Source organism: Streptosporangium sp. NPDC002544 (genome assembly GCF_040295965.1).
GTDB lineage: Bacteria > Actinomycetota > Actinomycetes > Streptosporangiales > Streptosporangiaceae > Streptosporangium.
This window is the reverse complement of sequence record NZ_JBEOWJ010000030.1, coordinates 69,398-86,412: the sequence shown is the minus strand read 5'-3', so window position 1 is coordinate 86,412 and position 17,015 is coordinate 69,398. Positions and strand designations below refer to the sequence as shown.

Here is a 17,015-nt window from a genome sequence, read left to right as displayed (position 1 = left end):
TATAGCTCCGGCCCCGATTAGAGGAGTTCGCCGACGAGGTCGGCGAACTCCTCGGGGCCGACGATCCGCACGTCCAGGCTCTCGGCCTTGGCGCGCTTGGAGCCCGCGTTCTCCCCGGCCACCAGCAGGCTGGTCTTCTTCGAGACGCTGGAGGAGGATTTGCCTCCAGCGCGTTCTATCAGCTCGTTCATCTGGTTGCGGGTCAGCGCCTCCAGCGCACCGCTCATTGATCCGGTGACCACGACGGACATCCCGGCCAGCGGCAGCTCGGACGTGCCGCCCGCCTCCGGGGCCGTCTGCGCATCGGGGTCGACGTCGATGCCAGGGACGGCGGGTGGCCTCCAGCCGGGCTCGGTCATGGTGACCCCGGCCGCCACCAGCTTGTCGATCAGCGGTGCCAGCTCGACCAGCTCGGCCACCACCACCGGCGCCTTCTCCGGGCCGATGCCTTCGACCGCTTGGATCGCCTCAGCGTCGGCCGCGCGAATGGCGTCCATGCTGCCGAAGTGCCGGGCGATGCGCCGACTCATGGAACGGCCCGTGCCGCGCACGCCCAACGCGCAGAACACCCTGCTCAGCGGCTGGGCCTTGGTCCGCTCGATGGCAGCCAGCAAGTTGTTGGTACTGGTCTCGCCCATCCGCTCCAGGCCCAGCACCTGCTCGCGGGTCAGATAGAACAGGTCGGCGAAATCGGAGATAAGCCCGGCGTCCAGCATCTGCTCGATACGGCTCGTGGCCAGCCCTTCAATGTCGAGCTGGTCGCGACCGGTGGCGTAGGTGATGGAGGCGATGGCCCGGCAGGAGCGCCCGCGCACGCACCGCCACCGCTCCTGCGAACTATCGATGCCGTCACCGCAGGACGGGCAGACCTGAGGAATCTCGATCGGCCGCTCATCTCCGGTGCGCAGGTGCACGACCGGGGCTTCAACGCGGGGAATCACGTCACCGGCCTTGTACACGGTCACGCTGTCGCCCAGCATCAAGCCACGACGCGCGATGTCGGAGGCATTGTGAAGCGTTGCGTAGGTGACGATGCTGCCGTCGAGCTCGACCGGCTCCAGCACGGCGCGCGGGGCGATGATGCCGGTGCGGCCGGTGTTCCACTCGACGCCGATCAGCTTGGTGATCTTCTCAGTGGCGGGCAGCTTGTAGGCGATCGCCCACCGGGGCGCGCGCGAGCCGAAACCGGCCTGCGATTGGTCGGCGGCCAGATCGCATTTAATCACTATCCCGTCGATGTTGAAGGGCAGCTCCGGCCGCACCGTGGCGATCTGCTCGATGCGCTCTTGTACCTGCACCAGCGTCTCGGCGACGATCCCGGCCACTGGGGTGGCGGCGGTGGTCTGCACGCCTTGCGCAGCGACCCACGTCATGATCTCGCTGTGCGGCAGCTCGCGCAGCGAAGCGGCCTGCTCGGAGGCGTCGTCGGGGTACGGCAGTGCGCCGTAGCCGAAGAACGTCAGCTCACACACGTACGGCCGGTCCTGGGCGCGCAGCGTGCCGGCGGCGGCGCTGCGCGGGTTGGCGAACGTGGTGCCGTCGTGCGCCTGGCGCTTGAGGCACGCCACCTCGAACTGCTCGGTCGTCATGAGCACTTCGCCACGCAATTCAATGGTGACCGGCTCGGCCAGCCTGGCGGGCAGCCCCACGATGGTGCCGATCGCGTGGGAGACGTCCTCACCGGCAGTACCGTCGCCGCGGGTTACGAGCTGTGTCAGGCGGCCGTGACGATAGCGGGCCGAGATAGCCAAGCCGTCGAGTTTGGGCTCGACGCTCCACGCCGCGACCGGGCGTCCGAGCCTGCGCTCCAACGAGGTGGCCCAGTCGGCCAGTTGCTCGGCGCCGAAGACATTGTCCAGGCTGAGCATCGGCACGGTGTGCGGCACGTCGCCAACCACGGCGCCACCGGCGACCTTGCCCGTGGGTGAGGTCGCTAGCACCGCCTCGGGGTGGGCTTCCTCGTACGCCTGGATCCCGCGCGCGAGCCTGTCGTAGGCATCGTCGTCGAGCGTGGAGGTGCCGTCGGCGTAGTACGCGGCGGCGGAGTCAACAGCCAGTTGAACGGCTTCGGCGTAGGCCGTGTCGTCGGTCAGGACAGCGATCGGGGGCTCCTCGGTCATGGTTCGATCATGCTTGATGGCACCGACAATTCCGTTCGGCCGTCCGAGGCCTGCGCGCTGTGAGGCTGTGGTCAATAGATAACGTTCGTGATCGATGACCGCATGCCGGGAGAGGCAACACAAGTGGGATCCTTGGTCGCCGCGAAGGCCACTTCTGTCTGTCGCGGCGGCATGTACACCATGCTGGGCAGCTGCTGAAGATCCCGGCCGACCCGGGAGATGCGAGCCTGACCTCCGCGCCCTCGATGAGCTCGCCCGGGCGATAGATATGAGCGTGCTTGTCCTGTAACCATCTCGGTGGACAGGCATGCTCATGGCAATGGTGCTGACGGCCTTGATGTCGGACCTGCCGCACGGCAACCCTCAGGCCCGAGGGAGACGCTCAAGCATCTTTCGGCGGTTTCGGTCTCCAGCAGGATGACGATGCCGTCATCATCGCGCCGGCCGAACACCTCCGGCGCGATCAGCACGCATTGGCCGAGGCCACAGCACTTGTCTGAGGTGAGAGCAGCTGATGAACAGTCGTGTCGGACGGCGGACTCAACTTCCGTTCCTCCGAACCCTGGCGCCGACCAGACCTAAGGCCCTGCTGTCGACTCACTGCCCACGGGCGGCGCCGTCTCCGGACCTACTGGCCTACGGGCCACCTCCCCACGAGGAGTCTTCATGATCACACTCACGTCGGATGAGCAGGCGATCCACCGTGCACTGCTAGACCGGAGTCGGGCTGCCGACCCGGCGCAACCCCTGGCTGCCTGTCTGAGCTACAAGGCGCTCGGCTTCCTGATTGACCCGGACGGGATCAACACCGGGATGAGCCGACCACCCTTCCGGGCTATGTTCCCGGCCCTCGGCCACGTCAGCATGTATGAGGTCGAGCATGGCCGGCCGATGCTCTCGGCGCTGGTTGTCTCCGAGAGCTCACATGCGCCAGGCTCGGGCTTTGCCGACCTCGCCCGGCACCTCAAACTAAAGGTTGAGGACGACGCCACCTTTTGGCGGGAGGAGTTGGAGCGAACGCTCCGGTTCTGGTCAGCCCAGGACCCGGTCCTCGTCCTGGATGCTGCGGTGGATCGCCTGATGGGTGAACTCCAGACGATCAAGAACTCCCTGCGGAAACTCCAGCAGTCCGCGTAGCAGCTGGCAAGATCAGCGAGGTCAGACCTTCACCTGCCTCGCTGATTGTCGGATGACACTGACAGAGCCGATCAGCCGCCACTAGTCCCGGCCACCCAAGGCGGTGTCGAACGCATCTGCTGTGGCGAGCAACCGCTCCTGGCCATTGTCGAGCAGCGCTTGGGCCCGCTCCACAATGGCATCGGCGACCGGGTTGCCGGCCCCACCGGCCCAACTTCCACTGCGCTGTCAGTTGGGCGGGCTGAGGGGGACGCCGTCCAGCTCCAGGTGCCGGCTCATGTCAAGCTCAAAGCGCCCGTACAAGTTCAGAACGTCCGCAGCCATCGGCGGAAGCGGTCGATGGTGTGACGCGGTTGCAGCGGAGGGAGGGCGCGGCGCAGTTCCTCCTCGGTGACCGGGCGGGCGTTCAGGGTGGCCTGCCGCAGTGGCGTCTTGCCGATCCGCAGGCCGCCCAGCACCCGCACGTTCACCTCACCGCGCCGCATCACGTACCCGTGCGTGTCCTCGTGGCGGACGTGCGTGAGGCCGGCGCCATCCGGTGTGCACTCAGTGGTGCGGAAGCATATGTCTTCCCCGTCCGCGTAGGTCACGTACAACTGGATCGCGACGCTCTGCGCTCCGATGCCGGTGCGGTCCAACGGCAGGTAGATCATGCCCGGAGGGATCCCGGTAGGCTGCCCGGCGTATCCGGGGATCCTCGCCGCGTAGTAGTCGCCGGTCTGCTCGTGGACGGCGCCCAGTTCGCGGGCGGTGGCCAGGTGCAGGCTCAGCGCCGCGGCCCGCAGCAGGTCATGGTCGACCGATGGGGTTCCCACCACCGTCACGTGCCGGCGGCCGACCGGCACCTGGTAGCCGTGCTCGATCTCGTTGTGCCGGTACACCAGGCCGCCCGACTCGACGGTGCAGGAGCCCCATGTCAGGCGGGAGTCCTGGGCGGTGGGTTGCCCGCACATCTTTTCGCCCACCATGAGCCGGTCGTACGCGATGATCGTGATGTGCCGATCGGGCGGGATCGCGTCCGGGTTTTCGGGGAGGAAGCCGGCGTCGCCCAGCCCGTGGCCGTAGTCGCGGCCGCCGTTGGACCGGTAGCCGGGGATGGCGACCACGTACGTGGTCTCCCTACGTACGCCGGCAGCCGCCAGCCGTGCCTCGAACTCCTCTGGCGACTCCTGGCGCAGCACCACCACGCCGGCACCGATCAGCACCACGCTCAGCCCCAGCGCGGTAAGGCTGAGCCGCCATCCACGCAGCAACATCCCGGCCGCCAGGACGAACGGAATCCCTCCGAGAAGGGACGACAACAGCCCGCTGCGACTCACCCCGGGCCCGGCGACGTCGGTCGCCGCCCAGCCCAGCGCCCATCCGGCGGTCCCCGCGCCTAGGACCAGCAGCGCCCAGAGCACCCGGCCGATGACCGTCGCGCCGAGGGCCGACGCCCTGCGGGTGGCCGTGATCACTACGATCAGGTAGGCCAGGACGAGCAGTGCGCCCAGGAGGGCGACGAGGACGACCCCGCTTTCTCCACCCCCGAACGCCGCGACCGGTAGGAACCGCCACACCAGTGGCAGCGCGATCGCCCCCACTGCCCAGGTCGCACCGAGTTGGGCCGCGATGATCGCCGGCTTCGACGCCCTCAGTTCAAGCACCGCTCAAGAATGCCGTGAAAAACCGGCGCCGATCACCATGGTCCAACCGTTCGAGCAGGATCTGGTGGGTGAGGTCGTCGGCCGGTCGGGTCCGCCCGGCGACGGTGAACTGGCGGTTACCCACTCCGACTGGGCTGTCGTTGTGCGCCGGGGGCCGGCAACCCCCGCCCTGCAAGAGTTACGAGGCCCTGAACAGATGAACTTGACAGGGAACATCACCTCACCGCGCAATTCCACCGTGACCGGCTCGGCCAGCCCCCGGGTCGAGGCCCCGGTCGTGCACCTGCGCACCGGAGCCGAACAGCCGATCGCGATCCCGCAGGTCTGCCCGTCCTGCGGCGACGCGATCGATGCCTCCCAGGAGCGGTGGCGGTGCGTACGCGGGCGTGCCTGCCGGGCGATCGCCTCCATCGGCTACGCCGCCGGCCGCGACCAGCTCGACATCGAGGGCCTGGCCGAGAACCGCATCCAGCAACTACTGGACGCCGGGCTGATCGCCGACTTCGCCGACCTGTTCTATCTGACCCGTGAGCAGGTGCTGGGCCTGGAGCGGATGGGCGCCACCAGCACCGACAACCTGCTGGCCGCCATCGAGCGGGCCAAGGCGCAGCCGCTGAGCAGGGTGTTCTGCGCGCTGGGCGTGCGCGGCACCGGCCGTTCCATGAGCCGCCGCATCGCCCGGCACTTCGGCAGCATGGACGCCGTCCGCGCGGCCGACGCAGAGGCGATCCAGGCGGTGGAGGGCATCGGTGAGGAGAAGTCACCGGTGGTGGTGGCCGAGCTGGTCGAGCTCGCCGACCTCATCGACAAGCTGGTCAAGGCCGGGGTCACCATGACCGAGCCGGGCTGGAGCCACCCGCCGAGCCCGGCGCCGACCCCGAGGCGAGCGGCACGTCCGAGCTGCCGCTGGCCGGGATGTCCGTCATGGTCACCGGCTCGATGAGCGGGGCGCTGGAGGCGCTGACCCGCAACCAGATGAACGAGCTGATCGAACGCGCCGGAGGCAAATCCTCCTCCAGCGTCTCGGCCAAGACCAGCCTGCTGGTGGCCGGGGAGAACGCGGGCTCCAAACGGGCCAAGGCCGAGAGCCTGGGCGTGCGGATCGTCGACCCGGAGGAGTTTGCCGACCTCATCGGCCCGTTCATCTGATCGACGAGCTCGGAGCAACTGCTTAGCATTCTCTTCGTATAGGCCTACGCGGGAAGAGAGTCATCATCACGTACTCGTCGATCATGGGGAACGAGCCGGTCACTGTGAAGTCGCAATGATGGAGACGGCGTGATCTCGGTCTGGCGCACGATCTTCCTGGTCGGCTGCGTCCTGAACACGGTCGCCACGGGCATGTCGTGGATGGCGTTGCCCCAGCGGGCGCCGGGCGCTTTTCCGATCTTCGTGATCGGTGTGGTCTTCACGATCGTCGGCGCGCTCAGGCAGCTCATCGCCAAGAAGGAAGGCGAGAACGATCACGGGCGCGACGTGGACTGAACCGGACGATGACGGCGGTGGCCGGCTCGGTGAGACCATTCGGAGTCCTGGGATGATCATCGTGATCGGTCCTGTCGGCCGATCCACTCCGCGATGCGGTGCAGCAGGATGGTGGCGATGGGAAGCGGGGTCGCCGACAGTACGGTGGCGTGGAAGGCGTGGGGCATGCCGTCGTAGATGTCGAGACAGACGTTTCCTCCGGCGGCGGAGACGGCTTCGGCGAAGCGCCGCGCGTCGTCGAGCATCACCTCTTTCGAGCCCACCGCGAGCAGCAGCGGCGGCAGCCCGTCGAGCTCGCCGTGGAGGGGAGACTGAGGTGCTCGGTCCGGCTGTGCCCCGGCCAGATACCGGGTGCGGACATGGTCGAGTACGGCCCGGTTGACGAAGTCCTGGCCGTCGTTTGCGTCGATGGACGGGCTGGACAGGGTGAGGTCGGTCTGCGGGGAAATGGCCACCGCCGCCGCGGGGAGGGGATCGCCCGCCTGCTTGAGCACGAGCAGCGCCGACAGCAGCAACGTGCCCCCGGCGGACTCACCCGCCAGGATGATCCGTGAGGCGGGCACGTCCTGGTCCAGCAGGCTTCGATAGGCGGCCACCATGTCGTCGAGCGCGGCCGGATACGGGTGGGCGGGGGCGAGACGGTAGTCCACCGCCAGGACGGGGCGGCCGGTCGCTCGGGACAAGCGATAAGCCATGACCTGTTCCAGGTGAGGGTTTTTGTATTCGAATCCGCCCCCGTGGACGTAGATCGTGACCCCCGCCTCGATCGCCGTCTGGCCTGCCGGGCGGCGGGGAGCGGTGACCCATTCACCGGGAATGCCGCCGGTGTGCGGCAGGGCGGGCGTGCGGTCGGCGTCGGCGGGCAGGACGGGGGGACGGGACTGCAGAGTCCTGAGCTCGGCCAGAGCCGCGGCGCTGTCGTCGGGCGTGGTGGGGATGTGTGTGACGTTCAAAACGTGATCCTTCCGCTGTGCGGGTGACGGGGTATGGACCGCCATCTGCCCGGTGTGGCTGAAGCTCGTTGAGTGGGACAGGCCTGGTGATGAGAGCGGTCACCAGCCGGCGCGCGGCACGTGCGGCCGGTCGGCCCGGGTGAAGGCACTGATGGCAAGGGAGTCCCCTACGGTCCGGCGGGCGGCCCGCCGTCGACGGGGTTCAGGGCGATGACGGGAATGACCCGCCTCGTCCTGGCCTGGTAGTCGGCCCATCCGGGGTCCGACTCCACCGCACGGGCGAAGAGGCGGTCCCGTTCCTCGCCTTCCAGGACGACCGCCTGCGCCTGGTAGGTGAAGACCCCGTCCTCCACGGTGACGCGCGGGTCGGCGAGGAGGTTGTGGTACCAGGCCGGATGGCTCGGCGCGCCCCCGGCGGAGGCGATGATCAGCTTGCGCGCGCCGTCCGGCAGGTAGCCGACCGGGGTGGTACGGCGCGCGCCGGTCCTGGCCCCGGTCGTCGTCAGAAGGAGTAACCGGCCTCCTTCGAAGGGGCCGCCGACCCGGCCGGCGTTGGCACGAAACTCTTCGATGATCCGCTGATTGAAGTCGTTGGGCATGCTCTGCCTACTCCAGGCGTGGGTGAAGCGCGAGGGTGCGCGGTGGAGATGAATGATGCGGTACGGGGGGTACGAAGCCGCCGCGCGCCGACTCGGCCGCGGGCATGGAGCCTCGATGAGTACGCGGGGCAGTGGGCCGCCGGCCGGTCACCGGCCCGTCGGATTCGAGAAGAGCTCACCTGCGAAAGCGGTGCTCAGCACCACCGAATGCGGGAACGGCGCGCGGGCGCGATGCGGTTAGGCGCAGCCTGTGAAGTGAGAGGTCACGACATCATCCCTTGTTACGGCGCCTCCATGCCACCGCCGTCCTCCAGGTCGGCGACACGCGACGTGGATCATTACAAGCCCTCACGGTGAACGCTGTCAAGGCGTGGATTCGAGGCCCGGGGTGGCATACTCGGCGGCATGCCGCGTCCCTTCCAGCAGGTCGACGTCTTCACCACCACTCCATACCGGGGTAATCCGGTCGCCGTCGTGCTCGACGCGAGAGGGCTGACCACCGAGGAGATGCTGGAGTTCGCGCGCTGGACGAACCTGTCGGAGACCACCTTCGTGCTGCCGCCGAGCGCGCCCGGCGCGGACTACCGGGTGCGGATCTTCACTCCGGGCTCGGAGCTGCCCTTCGCCGGGCACCCGACGCTGGGCACCTGCCACGCCTGGCTGGCGGCGGGCGGGACGCCGGGCGGGGCCGACGTGATCGTCCAGCAGTGCGGGGCGGGGCTGGTGCCGGTGCGCCGGACCGGATACGGGCTGGCCTTCGCCGCGCCGCCGCTGCTCCGCTCGGGGCCGGTCGAGGAGCCGGTGGTGGAGCGCGTCGCGCGGATGCTGGGCATCGGCCGCGCCGAGATCCTGGACGCCGAGTGGGCGGCCAACGGGCCCGGCTGGGTGGCCGTCCTGCTGGCCGGCGCGGACGAGGTGCTCGCGCTGCGGCCAGGGCTCGTGGATCTCGACGTGGGTGTGGTCGGCCCGTATCCCGAGGGGTCGCCGGAGGCGTTCGAGGTGCGGGCGTTCTTCCCCAAGGACGGTGCCACGGCCGAGGACCCGGTGACCGGGAGCCTGAACGCCTCGCTCGCGCAGTGGCTGCTCCGCACCGGCCGCGCCGAGGCACCGTATGTGGCGAGTCAGGGGACGGTCCTCGGGCGTGCCGGGCGCGCCCACATCTCCCGGGACGCCGACAGGACGATCTGGGTCGGCGGCGGCACGATCACCTGCGTCACAGGCGAGGTCGAGTTGTAGACGTGCTGTGCCTGATCGCCTGCGAAGGCGCCCGCCGTACGAGAACCACGGGGTCGCTGCGGGGGCGAGGGTCGTGCGGCGCCTGCCTGCCTCTCGGCGGCCGCTCAGCCGAAGTACTTCGCCACGATCCTGGTGTGCAGCGGGAACGCCAGCTCCCTCGGCCCGTCGATCAGCAGCCACTCCGTCGTCTCGGCCGTGGGCGTGACCGGCGGGAGGGCGGCCGAGCGGGTCCTCGGCCCCAGAGCGAAGATCAGCACAGTGCCGTCGGGGGCGCTGAGCACGTCGAGGAGGCGCACCTCGTCCGCGTCGACGACGATCCCCGTCTCCTCCCGGAGCTCCCGGACGGCCGCCTGCTGCCAGGACTCGCCCATGTCGACGAAGCCGCCGGGCAGGGCGAGCTCATCCCGGTGCGGTTCGATGTCACGGCGGATCACCAGCAGGCCGTCGTCGACCGGCAGCACCATCACCGCGACCGGCAGCGGGTTGAGGTAGGAGGTGTTCCGGCAGCCGGCGCAGGTGCGCGGCCAATCCTGTCCGGGGGCGAATGCCGCACCGCAGAAGGAGCAGTGCGAGTTCCTGATCGTCACGATCGTGAGACTAGACCAGCACCCCGTACGGGGGCGATGGCCGGTAACGGTGACCAGACGCGGCAGAGGCCGTCGATGGCGGCGCGGAGGCGGCCATGGCACGGCGGGTTCGTGACCGGGGAGAGCCGGTGGTGCGCGGCTTACGCGCCCCAGGAACGCGTGTCCCTGGTGCTGTGACCAGGAACGTTCACCGGGGTGTGGTCTGCCGAAATCCGTTTTGTGCCGTATGGGAGAGGCCCTACTGTGGCGGGGTGGCGACTCGGATGATCATTATCAATGGTGGTTCCAGCTCGGGGAAGTCCGGGATCGTACGGTGCCTGCAGGCCGTTCTTCCAGATCCGTGGCTGGCGTTCGGCGTCGATTCATTCGTCGACGCGATGCCCGCGAGGATGCAGGCGTCGGACGCGGGGATCGAGATCGCGGCGGACGGCGGGGTGAGCATCGGGGCGGACTTCCGGTCGCTGGAGGCAGCCTGGATGGAGGGTGTCGTGGCCATGGCCCGTGCCGGCGCCAGGGTCATCGTCGATGACTTCTTTCTCGGCGGAGCCTCGTCCCAGCAGCGGTGGCAGAAGGCTCTGAGCGAGCTGGACGTGCTGTGGGTTGGCGTGAGGTGTGAGAGTACGGTCGCCGCAGGCCGCGAGGTCGCACGTGGAGATCGGGTCCAGGGTATGGCCGCGTCGCAAGCGGATGTGGTTCACGACGGTGTGATTTATGACCTGGAGGTGGACACGACGCATACCGAGTCCCTGGTGTGCGCGCGGACCATCGCCGCCCGTGTCAGCTGATCGACGGATCAACTCCCGGCCGTCCGGTGTTCGGCAACGGGCAGCTCAGGCTGCGGCGGTGCTGGGCGGCTTTACGGAGCGACCAGCGGGTGAAAGGCTTGCCGGGCTTGGTCGGGCGGGTGGTGGCCGTCTCCACGACGAATTCCTTCTCGCCAGGCTTCAGCAGGCGGGGACGACCTCCCGCCCACTGAGGGTCCAGGCAGGCCGGCCGGATCTCGTTGAACCGGTGGATGACCTCACGGACGGTGAACCTATCCGGTCACAGCACTAGACGGCGCGGGCGACGGCGATCGTCGACCGGCTCCGCTGGCCGGCCTCGTAGAACATGTACTCCACGCCGCCGTCGGTGCCGAAGGAGGGCGCGGCAGGTTCGGCACCTTCTACCGGGTCGCGCTGCCGCTGGCCCGTCCCGCGCTCGGCGCTGTCGCGATCTTCACCTTCCTGCACAGCTGGAACCTCTATCTCGAACCCATCGTGTACCTCTCCTCGCCGGAGAGGTTCACCCTGCCGCAGGCACTGACCCAGTTCGTCGACGCCTACGGCGGGCCGATGTGGAACGTCCAGCTCGCCGCCGCCTCGATGACACGCTACCGGTGCTTGTGGTGTTCGTCCTCGCGCAGCGGCAGTTCATCGAGGGCCTGGCCCACACCGGCCTGAAGGGCTGACCTCGACGCGCGCGCGGGTCGGCCGTCCGTGAGGAGTCGGGCGGTGGCGTACGGCGTCTACCCGCCGGCGGCCCCCGCGCCGAGCCCGTCCCGGACGAGGTGGCCTCCCACCAGCACCGCCCGGACGGGCTCCGGGTCGGCGGGCGCGTCGTCGAGACGAGTGCGCAGGACGACGAGGTCCGCGGGTGTGCCGCGACGGACGCGCCTGGCCGGACCGCCCGGATCGCCGGGCGGGGCGAGGTAGGCGTCGAGGGCCTGGGAGAAGGTGAGCCGCTCACCCGGACCGGCGACCCGCCCGGCCGGGGTGTGCCGCCGGATCGCCGCGCCGATGACGGCCCAGGGGTCGAGCGGGCCGTAGGGGGCGTCGCTGGACAGCGCGACGGGTACGCCCGCCCGGAAGAAGGTGGCACAGCGGTACAGGTCCTGGTGGTCCTGGGTGGGGAGGTCCCGCAGGAAGTCGTCGCCCCGGTGCGCGAGGAAGCCGGGTTGGGTGACGACGCGCAGGCCGAGGCGGGCCATCTCCGGGGCGAGTTCGGCCGGTACGAGTGCGGCGTGCTCGACCCGGTCACCGGGCAGGGAACCGGCGTCGTCCAGCGCGACCAGCAGCAGGACCAGCGCCTCGCGGGTGACGCAGTGCGCGGCGACCGCGCGCCCGGCGGCGTGCGCGGCCCGGATCCGGCCGGTGAGCTCGTCGAGTGTGGGCAGCCCGGAATCGGCGATCACGATCTTGTATGGCCCGACGGCCGGGTACGGTGACCCCGCGGGGTCACCGTACCCGGCCGGGGTGTCCAGCGGGGCGCCGAGCAGCTGGACGCGCTGAGGCAGTGCCCCGCCCCGCATGGCCTCGGTGATCGCCGCGACGGCGCCGGCGTCGAGATCGGGGGTGGCGTCGGTGACGGCGGTGATGCCGAAGCGGGTGAGGGCGGCGCCCACCGGGGCGAGATCGGGCGGTCCGGCGGGCGGCAGCCGGGAGCGCAGCCAGCCGTCGGCGCGCCAGAGCCGCCCGGTGGGAAAGCCGCGGTCGTCCCGTTCGACGCCAGGGTGGTCGGCCCCGGCCAGACCGGTCGCGGCCATGGCCGCGGTGTTGAGGGTCCACAGCGCGCCGCTGCGATGCTGGACGCGGACCGGGCGGTCGGGACGGAGGCGGTCCAGCGCGCCGGCGTCGAGGTCACCGGCGACCGTCTCCGCGTACCCGACGCCACGGATCCACCCGTGCTCGTCGGGGACGGCCGCGGCCAGTGCGGCGGCCAGCGCGGCGGGCCCGGTCACCTCGGGAGGGCCGCAACGCACCGAGGTGCCCCAGGCGGCGAGCGCGTGCAGGTGCAGGTGGTGGTCGCAGAGCCCGGGCAGCAGCGCGCCGCCCCGGCAGTCGTACCAGGCCTCTCCCGGCCGGCGGCCGAGGGCGGTGCCCACCTCGACGACGTGGCCGTCTTCGACGCGGACGTCGACCCCGGTGCGCCCGTCGAGTTCGGCGCCGCGCAGCAGCAGACCGGTCACCGGGACACGACGCCCAGCTCGCGCAGCACCTCGGCGGTGTGCTCCCCGCTCCGGGGTGCCCTCCCGGACACCAGCCGCCGCAGCGGGACGGCGACGTCGACCGGGCCGGAGGAGGCGTCGACGACCCAGCCACCGTTCCGCGACCGGGCGGCCACCGAGCTCGGGGGCGTTTCCGCGACGGGATCCAGCGTGGCGGCGACCACGTCGGACATGGAGACGTCCCACAGCGCGCCCGTGCCGTCCGGCGGCGCCGTCGCGGCGAGGACGGCGGCGGTCAGGCCGGTGAGCGGGTCGGCGATCGCGTCGCCGCAGAACAACGGGGTCCCGTCGGCGTCATGGGCGACCAGGCCGCTCGCCGCGGCGACGTCGTCACCGAATCCGACCCGGTCGCTCCCGCGCCCGTAGGCGGTGATCGAGATCCAGACGGTGCCGGCGGCGACCGCGGCCTCGGCGTCGAGCCCGAAACCGGCCAGCGCGCGGGGCCTGGACGCCTCGATGACGATGTCGGCGGCGTCGACCAGGGCGGCCATGGCGTGCCGCCCGGAGGGGGTGCGGGGGTCGAGCACGACCGAGCGGTGCCCGGCGTGCAGCAGCCGGTAGAACGCGGCGTTCCCTCCCCGGGCGCCGTCCGGCCGCCACGGCGTCTCCACCTTGACGACCCGGGCACCGGCCAGGCCGAGCAGGTGGGCGCAGAGCGGGCCCGCCCACAGCGCGCTGAAGTCCACGACCAGCAGACCGTCCGGTGGCCGGGGCGTCACCGGCGCGGGCGGGATGAGCGGGACGGGCGGAACGGCCCGGTGCCGGACCGGGCCCGCGGCGACGCCGAGGAGCGCCGCCCGCTCGGCGAGCTCGGCACCGGTGTGCTCGCGCAGCCAGCCGGTGACCGCCGGCCACGGGTCGTCGCCCACCTCCGCGCAGACCAGCGCTCCCAGTAACGCCGGGTCATCGGGGCGGGCGCAGGAGACCGCCGCCCAGCCGTCGGCGGTGCGCAGCAGCCGGCACGCGCCTCCGGCCGACACGGCTCCACCTCGCCGGTGGCCGGTGAAGGCGGCACGCTCCGCCAGCAACCGGGCACCGTCCACCCGCACCCCGGTGAACTCGGTGAAGCGGCCGGCCAGCTCCCGCGCCACGGTGGCGGCACGGCCCGGTGGCACCAGCGGAGGGCCGCTCTCGCGGCCGGTCAGCGTGACGACGCCGCTGCGCGCCCAGTCGGCCGGCGGATCGGGGGTCATCACACCCTCTGGTCGGACAAGAGGGCTGTAGCGGGCATAAAACGACAATACACTTCCAGGCTATTAAAGATCATATTTTGTCCGCACGGGTCTGACGGAAGGCTTCGGTGACGGGCCCGCGGCGTGGTTCCGGCGCCGGCCCAGCGGACGGCTCCGCGGGCACGCCGCCGCCCGATCGGAACGGCCAGGTCAGGCTCGCGGGTCGACGTGGATCTTGGGGCCGGGGCCGGAGCCCGCGGGGCGGGAGCCGGCGAGAACCGCACCCACCTCCTCGAGACCGACGACGGCCGCCACGAGCGGCCGGGGATCCACCGAGCCCGAGGCGTACTGCTCGATCGCCCCGGCCAGGCCGGGGGAGGCGCTCAGGATCCCGACGGCCGTGACATCCTTGAGCACCAGCGCGCGGGTGTCGACGGCGCTGAGTCTCGGCGCTATCCCTATGTAGACCACCCGCTTGCCCGGCTCCACCAGGTCGACGGCCAGGGCGGGCAGGCCGGGAGCGTTAGAGGCGTCGATGACTGCGTCGAACGGGAGCCGGGGAAGCCTGTCGGAGGTCCACGCCCCGTGCACGCCGAGACCTCGGGCGAACTCCAGTGACGGCTCCGACAGGCCCATGATGTGGACCTCCGCGCCGCGCGCCAGGGCGAACCGGGCGGCGAGCAGGCCGATCGTCCCCGGCCCCAGCACCAGCAGCCGGTCACCCGGCGCGAGGGCCGCGGCCTCGACGGCCCGCAGCGCGTTGCCGCCGGGCTCGACCATGGCCCCGGCCGCCGCGTCGACCGCGTCCGGCAGCGCGTGCAGCGCCGTGACCGGCACCGGCAGCTGCTCGGCCAGGGCGCCGGGCCACCCGCCGCGGATGCCGATCTCGAAGCGGTCCTCGCACACGTGTTGCAGCCCGCCCAGGCAGCGGCGGCACCGTCCGCAGCCGAGCATGGTGTCCCCGGTGACCCGGGTGCCGATCCAGCCGTCTTCGACGCCCTCGCCGACCGAGGAGACCCTCCCGCACCACTCGTGGCCGAGTCGGATGGGATAGCGGGCGTGATCCTCGTTGAGGTAGGCCATCTCCCCGCTGAAGAACTCCATGTCGGTGCCGCATACCCCGGCCCGCTCCACGTCGACGACGACCTGCCCGGGGCCGGGGACCGGTGGCTCGACGTCCCACACGGAGAAGCGGCGAGGCCCGGTCACGACGAACGCTCTCACGGAGGAAACCTTAGCGGTCGGCTCCGGAAGTCCTTCGGGGGTCGCTCATACTGCCAGTGCGACGGAGGATTCCTCCTGGTGATCGGCGGTGTGCCGGTAGAGCCTGGCCGGCAGATCGTCCAGGTCGGAGGTGGTGAACTTCCACTGGAACGGCTGTGCTGTGGCGTTGTAACGGTCTTCGAAGGCTCGGAGCCGATCCCCGACCTGGGCCAAGCCGGGGAAGTCGCGGGGATGTCGGGCGGTCGGCGGCAACGGGCACGAGATCGGTTAGCCTCGCAGGTCAGACAGGTCCTCGTCACCGAGGCTGAGATCGTGCGCCGCGAGGTTCTCCTCCAGGTGATCGAGAGAACCGGTGCCCGGAATCGCAAGCACCGACGGCGACTTCGCCAGCAGCGATGCGATCTGGACCTGCGCTGTGGTCGCGCCCAGGCGTGCTGCGACCTTGCCGAGCCGGTCGGCGTCGAGCGGGCCGCCACCGCCGCCGAGGGGGAAGTACGGCACGTACGCGATGCCCGCTTCCTCGCATTCCGCCAGCAGTCCCATGTCACCGGTGTGCCGGTTCTGCACCGCCGCGACGGGCGCGATCGCCCGGGCCTCGGCGAGCTGCGCGGCGTCGACGTTGCTGACGCCCAGGTGCCGGATCAGCCCCTCCGCGCGGAGCTCGGCCAGCACCGCGAACCGTTCGGCGATCGATTCGCCCCCCGGTCCGGTCACCCCACCGACCCGTAGATAAACCAGGTCGAGCCGGTCCAGGCCGAGAGAGCGCAGATCCGCCTCGACCAGGCCGCGCAACTGATCAGGCGTCGCCTGCTCGTTCGGCACACCGTTTGGTCCGGGCAGTGGCCCGACCTTCGTGGCGATCACCAGATCGTCACGGTAGGGGGTCAATGCCGTACGGATCAATTCGTTGGCCCGCACCGCTCCCCTGCCGTAGAAGCCCGCCGTGTCGATGTGGTTCACGCCCAGCTCCACGGCGCGCCGGAGCACGGCGATGCCACCCTCAGGAGCTCGCGGCGGGCCGTCGAAGGTGCCCATCGCCAGGCGCATCGCGCCGAAGCCGAGCCGGTTGATGGTCAGATCTCCGCCGAGGGAGAAGGTCTCGATCGTCACGAGGCTCATCGTGTCCGCCGCCACGACGCCCAGCGAGCTCGTGGCAGCTTGCTGCCAGACTGGCGGGATGCGGAACGAACAGGTGTTTTCAGTGCGAGGGGACGCAGAGTTGATCGCGCGTGCCGGTCATCTCTTCGAGTCCGCGCAGACCGAGTTCCTCTGCGCCGCCCGGGACCTCAAGACCTGGTCGCAGCCGGAGGCCAGGGCCGCGATCCGGAACCGGATGGGTACTGCGGATGCCTCGGGCTTCACCGCTCGAAAGCTGCTCGGCCCGGTCGCGCTCGCCGACGAGGAGGCCCGGGCGCACCTGCGGCTGGTGCAGAGCAAGGGCGCTCTCGTTCGGATAGGCGGCTCCCAACTGCCGCACGAGACCATCCTCATCGACCGGCGGGTGATGATCCTTGCCGGCCGGGAGACACCCACCGGCCGCGAGTACACCGTGACGACGTCGCAGATCCTGGTCGACGGCGTCCACTCGCTGTTCCGGGCGATCTGGGACACCGCCGTCGATCTCGACACCTATCTGCGCAGCGACATCCCCCACCTCGATGCCGACAGCCGCATGATCCTCGAAGCCCTCGGTTCGGGACTCACCGACGAATCGGCGGCCAAACGGCTCGGCGTCTCGCTACGCACCTATCGGCGGCGCGTGGCCGAGCTGATGGCCAAGCTCGAGGCCGGCTCCCGCTTCCAGGCCGGGCTGCGGGCGGGCAAGCTGGGACTATCCCGCTAAGACCGTAGTGATCGCATCCCTTCAGCG

18 protein-coding genes and 1 pseudogene are annotated in these 17,015 nt (G+C 70.5%); 7 read left to right on the top strand and 12 right to left on the bottom strand.

Annotated elements, in window-relative coordinates; genetic code table 11:
• Nucleotides 1-17 precede the first annotated feature (17 nt).
• The gene (gene ligA, locus ABT061_RS35460; RefSeq protein WP_350926322.1) at nt 18-2,120 is read right to left on the bottom strand and encodes an NAD-dependent DNA ligase LigA; all 2,103 of its coding nucleotides are present in this window, start codon (nt 2,118-2,120) and stop codon (nt 18-20) included.
• Between the two features lie 666 nt (nt 2,121-2,786).
• Between ligA and ABT061_RS35450 the strand changes: the two genes are divergently transcribed.
• Nucleotides 2,787-3,257: a hypothetical protein gene (locus ABT061_RS35450; protein ID WP_350926320.1), complete on the top strand. Its 471-nt coding sequence runs from the start codon at nt 2,787-2,789 to the stop codon at nt 3,255-3,257.
• A 305-nt stretch (nt 3,258-3,562) separates the two neighbouring features.
• Here the strand turns inward: ABT061_RS35450 and ABT061_RS35445 are convergent, their stop codons facing one another.
• Entirely contained in the window at nt 3,563-4,903 is a 1,341-nt protein-coding gene (locus ABT061_RS35445) for a hypothetical protein (RefSeq protein ID WP_350926318.1), read from the bottom strand.
• A 196-nt stretch (nt 4,904-5,099) separates the two neighbouring features.
• On the opposite strand from ABT061_RS35445, the gene ABT061_RS35440 reads away from it, so the two are divergent.
• From ABT061_RS35440 to ABT061_RS35430, 3 genes are all read left to right on the top strand, one after another.
• Nucleotides 5,100-5,846 carry a helix-hairpin-helix domain-containing protein gene (locus ABT061_RS35440; RefSeq protein ID WP_350926316.1) on the top strand — a complete coding sequence of 249 codons (747 nt, stop codon included), beginning with the start codon at nt 5,100-5,102 and terminating at the stop codon, nt 5,844-5,846.
• Nucleotides 5,819-6,052, top strand: a complete 234-nt coding sequence (locus ABT061_RS35435; RefSeq protein WP_350926314.1) for a BRCT domain-containing protein — start codon at nt 5,819-5,821, stop codon at nt 6,050-6,052. Before ABT061_RS35440 ends, ABT061_RS35435 begins: the two co-directional genes overlap by 28 nt.
• Nucleotides 6,053-6,181: 129 nt before the next feature.
• Nucleotides 6,182-6,388 carry a hypothetical protein gene (locus tag ABT061_RS35430; RefSeq protein WP_350926312.1) on the top strand — a complete coding sequence of 69 codons (207 nt, stop codon included), beginning with the start codon at nt 6,182-6,184 and terminating at the stop codon, nt 6,386-6,388.
• Between the two features lie 56 nt (nt 6,389-6,444).
• Here the strand turns inward: ABT061_RS35430 and ABT061_RS35425 are convergent, their stop codons facing one another.
• Both ABT061_RS35425 and ABT061_RS35420 read right to left on the bottom strand, forming a co-directional pair.
• Entirely contained in the window at nt 6,445-7,341 is an 897-nt protein-coding gene (locus ABT061_RS35425) for an alpha/beta hydrolase (protein WP_350926310.1), read from the bottom strand.
• A gap of 167 nt (nt 7,342-7,508) precedes the next feature.
• Nucleotides 7,509-7,940 (bottom strand): nitroreductase family deazaflavin-dependent oxidoreductase, encoded by a 432-nt coding sequence (locus ABT061_RS35420; protein WP_350926308.1) that lies wholly within the window; start codon nt 7,938-7,940, stop codon nt 7,509-7,511.
• Nucleotides 7,941-8,345: 405 nt separating this feature from the next.
• Between ABT061_RS35420 and ABT061_RS35415 the strand changes: the two genes are divergently transcribed.
• Nucleotides 8,346-9,176 (top strand): PhzF family phenazine biosynthesis protein, encoded by an 831-nt coding sequence (locus ABT061_RS35415; RefSeq protein WP_350926306.1) that lies wholly within the window; start codon nt 8,346-8,348, stop codon nt 9,174-9,176.
• A gap of 104 nt (nt 9,177-9,280) precedes the next feature.
• On the opposite strand, the gene ABT061_RS35410 is transcribed toward ABT061_RS35415, so the two are convergent.
• On the bottom strand, nt 9,281-9,763 hold the full coding sequence (locus ABT061_RS35410; protein ID WP_350926304.1) for an NUDIX domain-containing protein: 483 nt from the start codon (nt 9,761-9,763) through the stop codon (nt 9,281-9,283).
• A 263-nt stretch (nt 9,764-10,026) separates the two neighbouring features.
• Between ABT061_RS35410 and cpt the strand changes: the two genes are divergently transcribed.
• Nucleotides 10,027-10,548, top strand: a complete 522-nt coding sequence (cpt, locus tag ABT061_RS35405) for a chloramphenicol phosphotransferase CPT (RefSeq protein ID WP_350926302.1) — start codon at nt 10,027-10,029, stop codon at nt 10,546-10,548.
• A 19-nt stretch (nt 10,549-10,567) separates the two neighbouring features.
• Here the strand turns inward: cpt and ABT061_RS35400 are convergent.
• The 7 genes and pseudogenes from ABT061_RS35400 to ABT061_RS35370 form a co-directional block, all read right to left on the bottom strand.
• A pseudogene (locus tag ABT061_RS35400) lies at nt 10,568-10,804 on the bottom strand (helix-turn-helix domain-containing protein); the annotation flags it as partial.
• A gap of 11 nt (nt 10,805-10,815) precedes the next feature.
• Entirely contained in the window at nt 10,816-10,995 is a 180-nt protein-coding gene (locus ABT061_RS35395; protein WP_350926300.1) for a hypothetical protein, read from the bottom strand.
• Nucleotides 10,996-11,270: 275 nt separating this feature from the next.
• Nucleotides 11,271-12,710 (bottom strand): amidohydrolase family protein, encoded by a 1,440-nt coding sequence (locus ABT061_RS35390; RefSeq protein ID WP_350926298.1) that lies wholly within the window; start codon nt 12,708-12,710, stop codon nt 11,271-11,273.
• The gene (locus ABT061_RS35385; protein WP_350926296.1) at nt 12,707-13,942 is read right to left on the bottom strand and encodes a CoA transferase; all 1,236 of its coding nucleotides are present in this window, start codon (nt 13,940-13,942) and stop codon (nt 12,707-12,709) included. Before ABT061_RS35385 ends, ABT061_RS35390 begins: the two co-directional genes overlap by 4 nt.
• 189 nt (nt 13,943-14,131) lie before the next feature.
• Nucleotides 14,132-15,145: a zinc-dependent alcohol dehydrogenase gene (locus tag ABT061_RS35380; protein WP_350926294.1), complete on the bottom strand. Its 1,014-nt coding sequence runs from the start codon at nt 15,143-15,145 to the stop codon at nt 14,132-14,134.
• A 45-nt stretch (nt 15,146-15,190) separates the two neighbouring features.
• Nucleotides 15,191-15,358, bottom strand: coding sequence for a hypothetical protein (locus tag ABT061_RS35375; protein ID WP_350926292.1), 168 nt, complete (start codon nt 15,356-15,358; stop codon nt 15,191-15,193).
• Nucleotides 15,359-15,412: 54 nt separating this feature from the next.
• The gene (locus tag ABT061_RS35370) at nt 15,413-16,264 is read right to left on the bottom strand and encodes an oxidoreductase (RefSeq protein ID WP_350926290.1); all 852 of its coding nucleotides are present in this window, start codon (nt 16,262-16,264) and stop codon (nt 15,413-15,415) included.
• Nucleotides 16,265-16,346: 82 nt separating this feature from the next.
• Between ABT061_RS35370 and ABT061_RS35365 the strand changes: the two genes are divergently transcribed.
• Nucleotides 16,347-16,988, top strand: a complete 642-nt coding sequence (locus ABT061_RS35365) for a DNA-binding response regulator (RefSeq protein ID WP_350926288.1) — start codon at nt 16,347-16,349, stop codon at nt 16,986-16,988.
• Nucleotides 16,989-17,015: the final 27 nt, after the last annotated feature.

What these genes read in the sequence shown, in the direction of transcription:
- ligA (WP_350926322.1), bottom strand. Translation starts at nt 2,120, where the DNA reads ATGACCGAGGAGCCCCCGATCGCTGTCCTGACCGACGACACGGCCTAC.
- ABT061_RS35450 (WP_350926320.1), top strand. Translation starts at nt 2,787, where the DNA reads ATGATCACACTCACGTCGGATGAGCAGGCGATCCACCGTGCACTGCTA.
- ABT061_RS35440 (WP_350926316.1), top strand. Translation starts at nt 5,100, where the DNA reads ATGAACTTGACAGGGAACATCACCTCACCGCGCAATTCCACCGTGACC.
- ABT061_RS35435 (WP_350926314.1), top strand. Translation starts at nt 5,819, where the DNA reads ATGTCCGTCATGGTCACCGGCTCGATGAGCGGGGCGCTGGAGGCGCTG.
- ABT061_RS35420 (WP_350926308.1), bottom strand. Translation starts at nt 7,940, where the DNA reads ATGCCCAACGACTTCAATCAGCGGATCATCGAAGAGTTTCGTGCCAAC.
- ABT061_RS35415 (WP_350926306.1), top strand. Translation starts at nt 8,346, where the DNA reads ATGCCGCGTCCCTTCCAGCAGGTCGACGTCTTCACCACCACTCCATAC.
- cpt (WP_350926302.1), top strand. Translation starts at nt 10,027, where the DNA reads ATGATCATTATCAATGGTGGTTCCAGCTCGGGGAAGTCCGGGATCGTA.
- ABT061_RS35385 (WP_350926296.1), bottom strand. Translation starts at nt 13,942, where the DNA reads ATGACCCCCGATCCGCCGGCCGACTGGGCGCGCAGCGGCGTCGTCACG.
- ABT061_RS35370 (WP_350926290.1), bottom strand. Translation starts at nt 16,264, where the DNA reads ATGAGCCTCGTGACGATCGAGACCTTCTCCCTCGGCGGAGATCTGACC.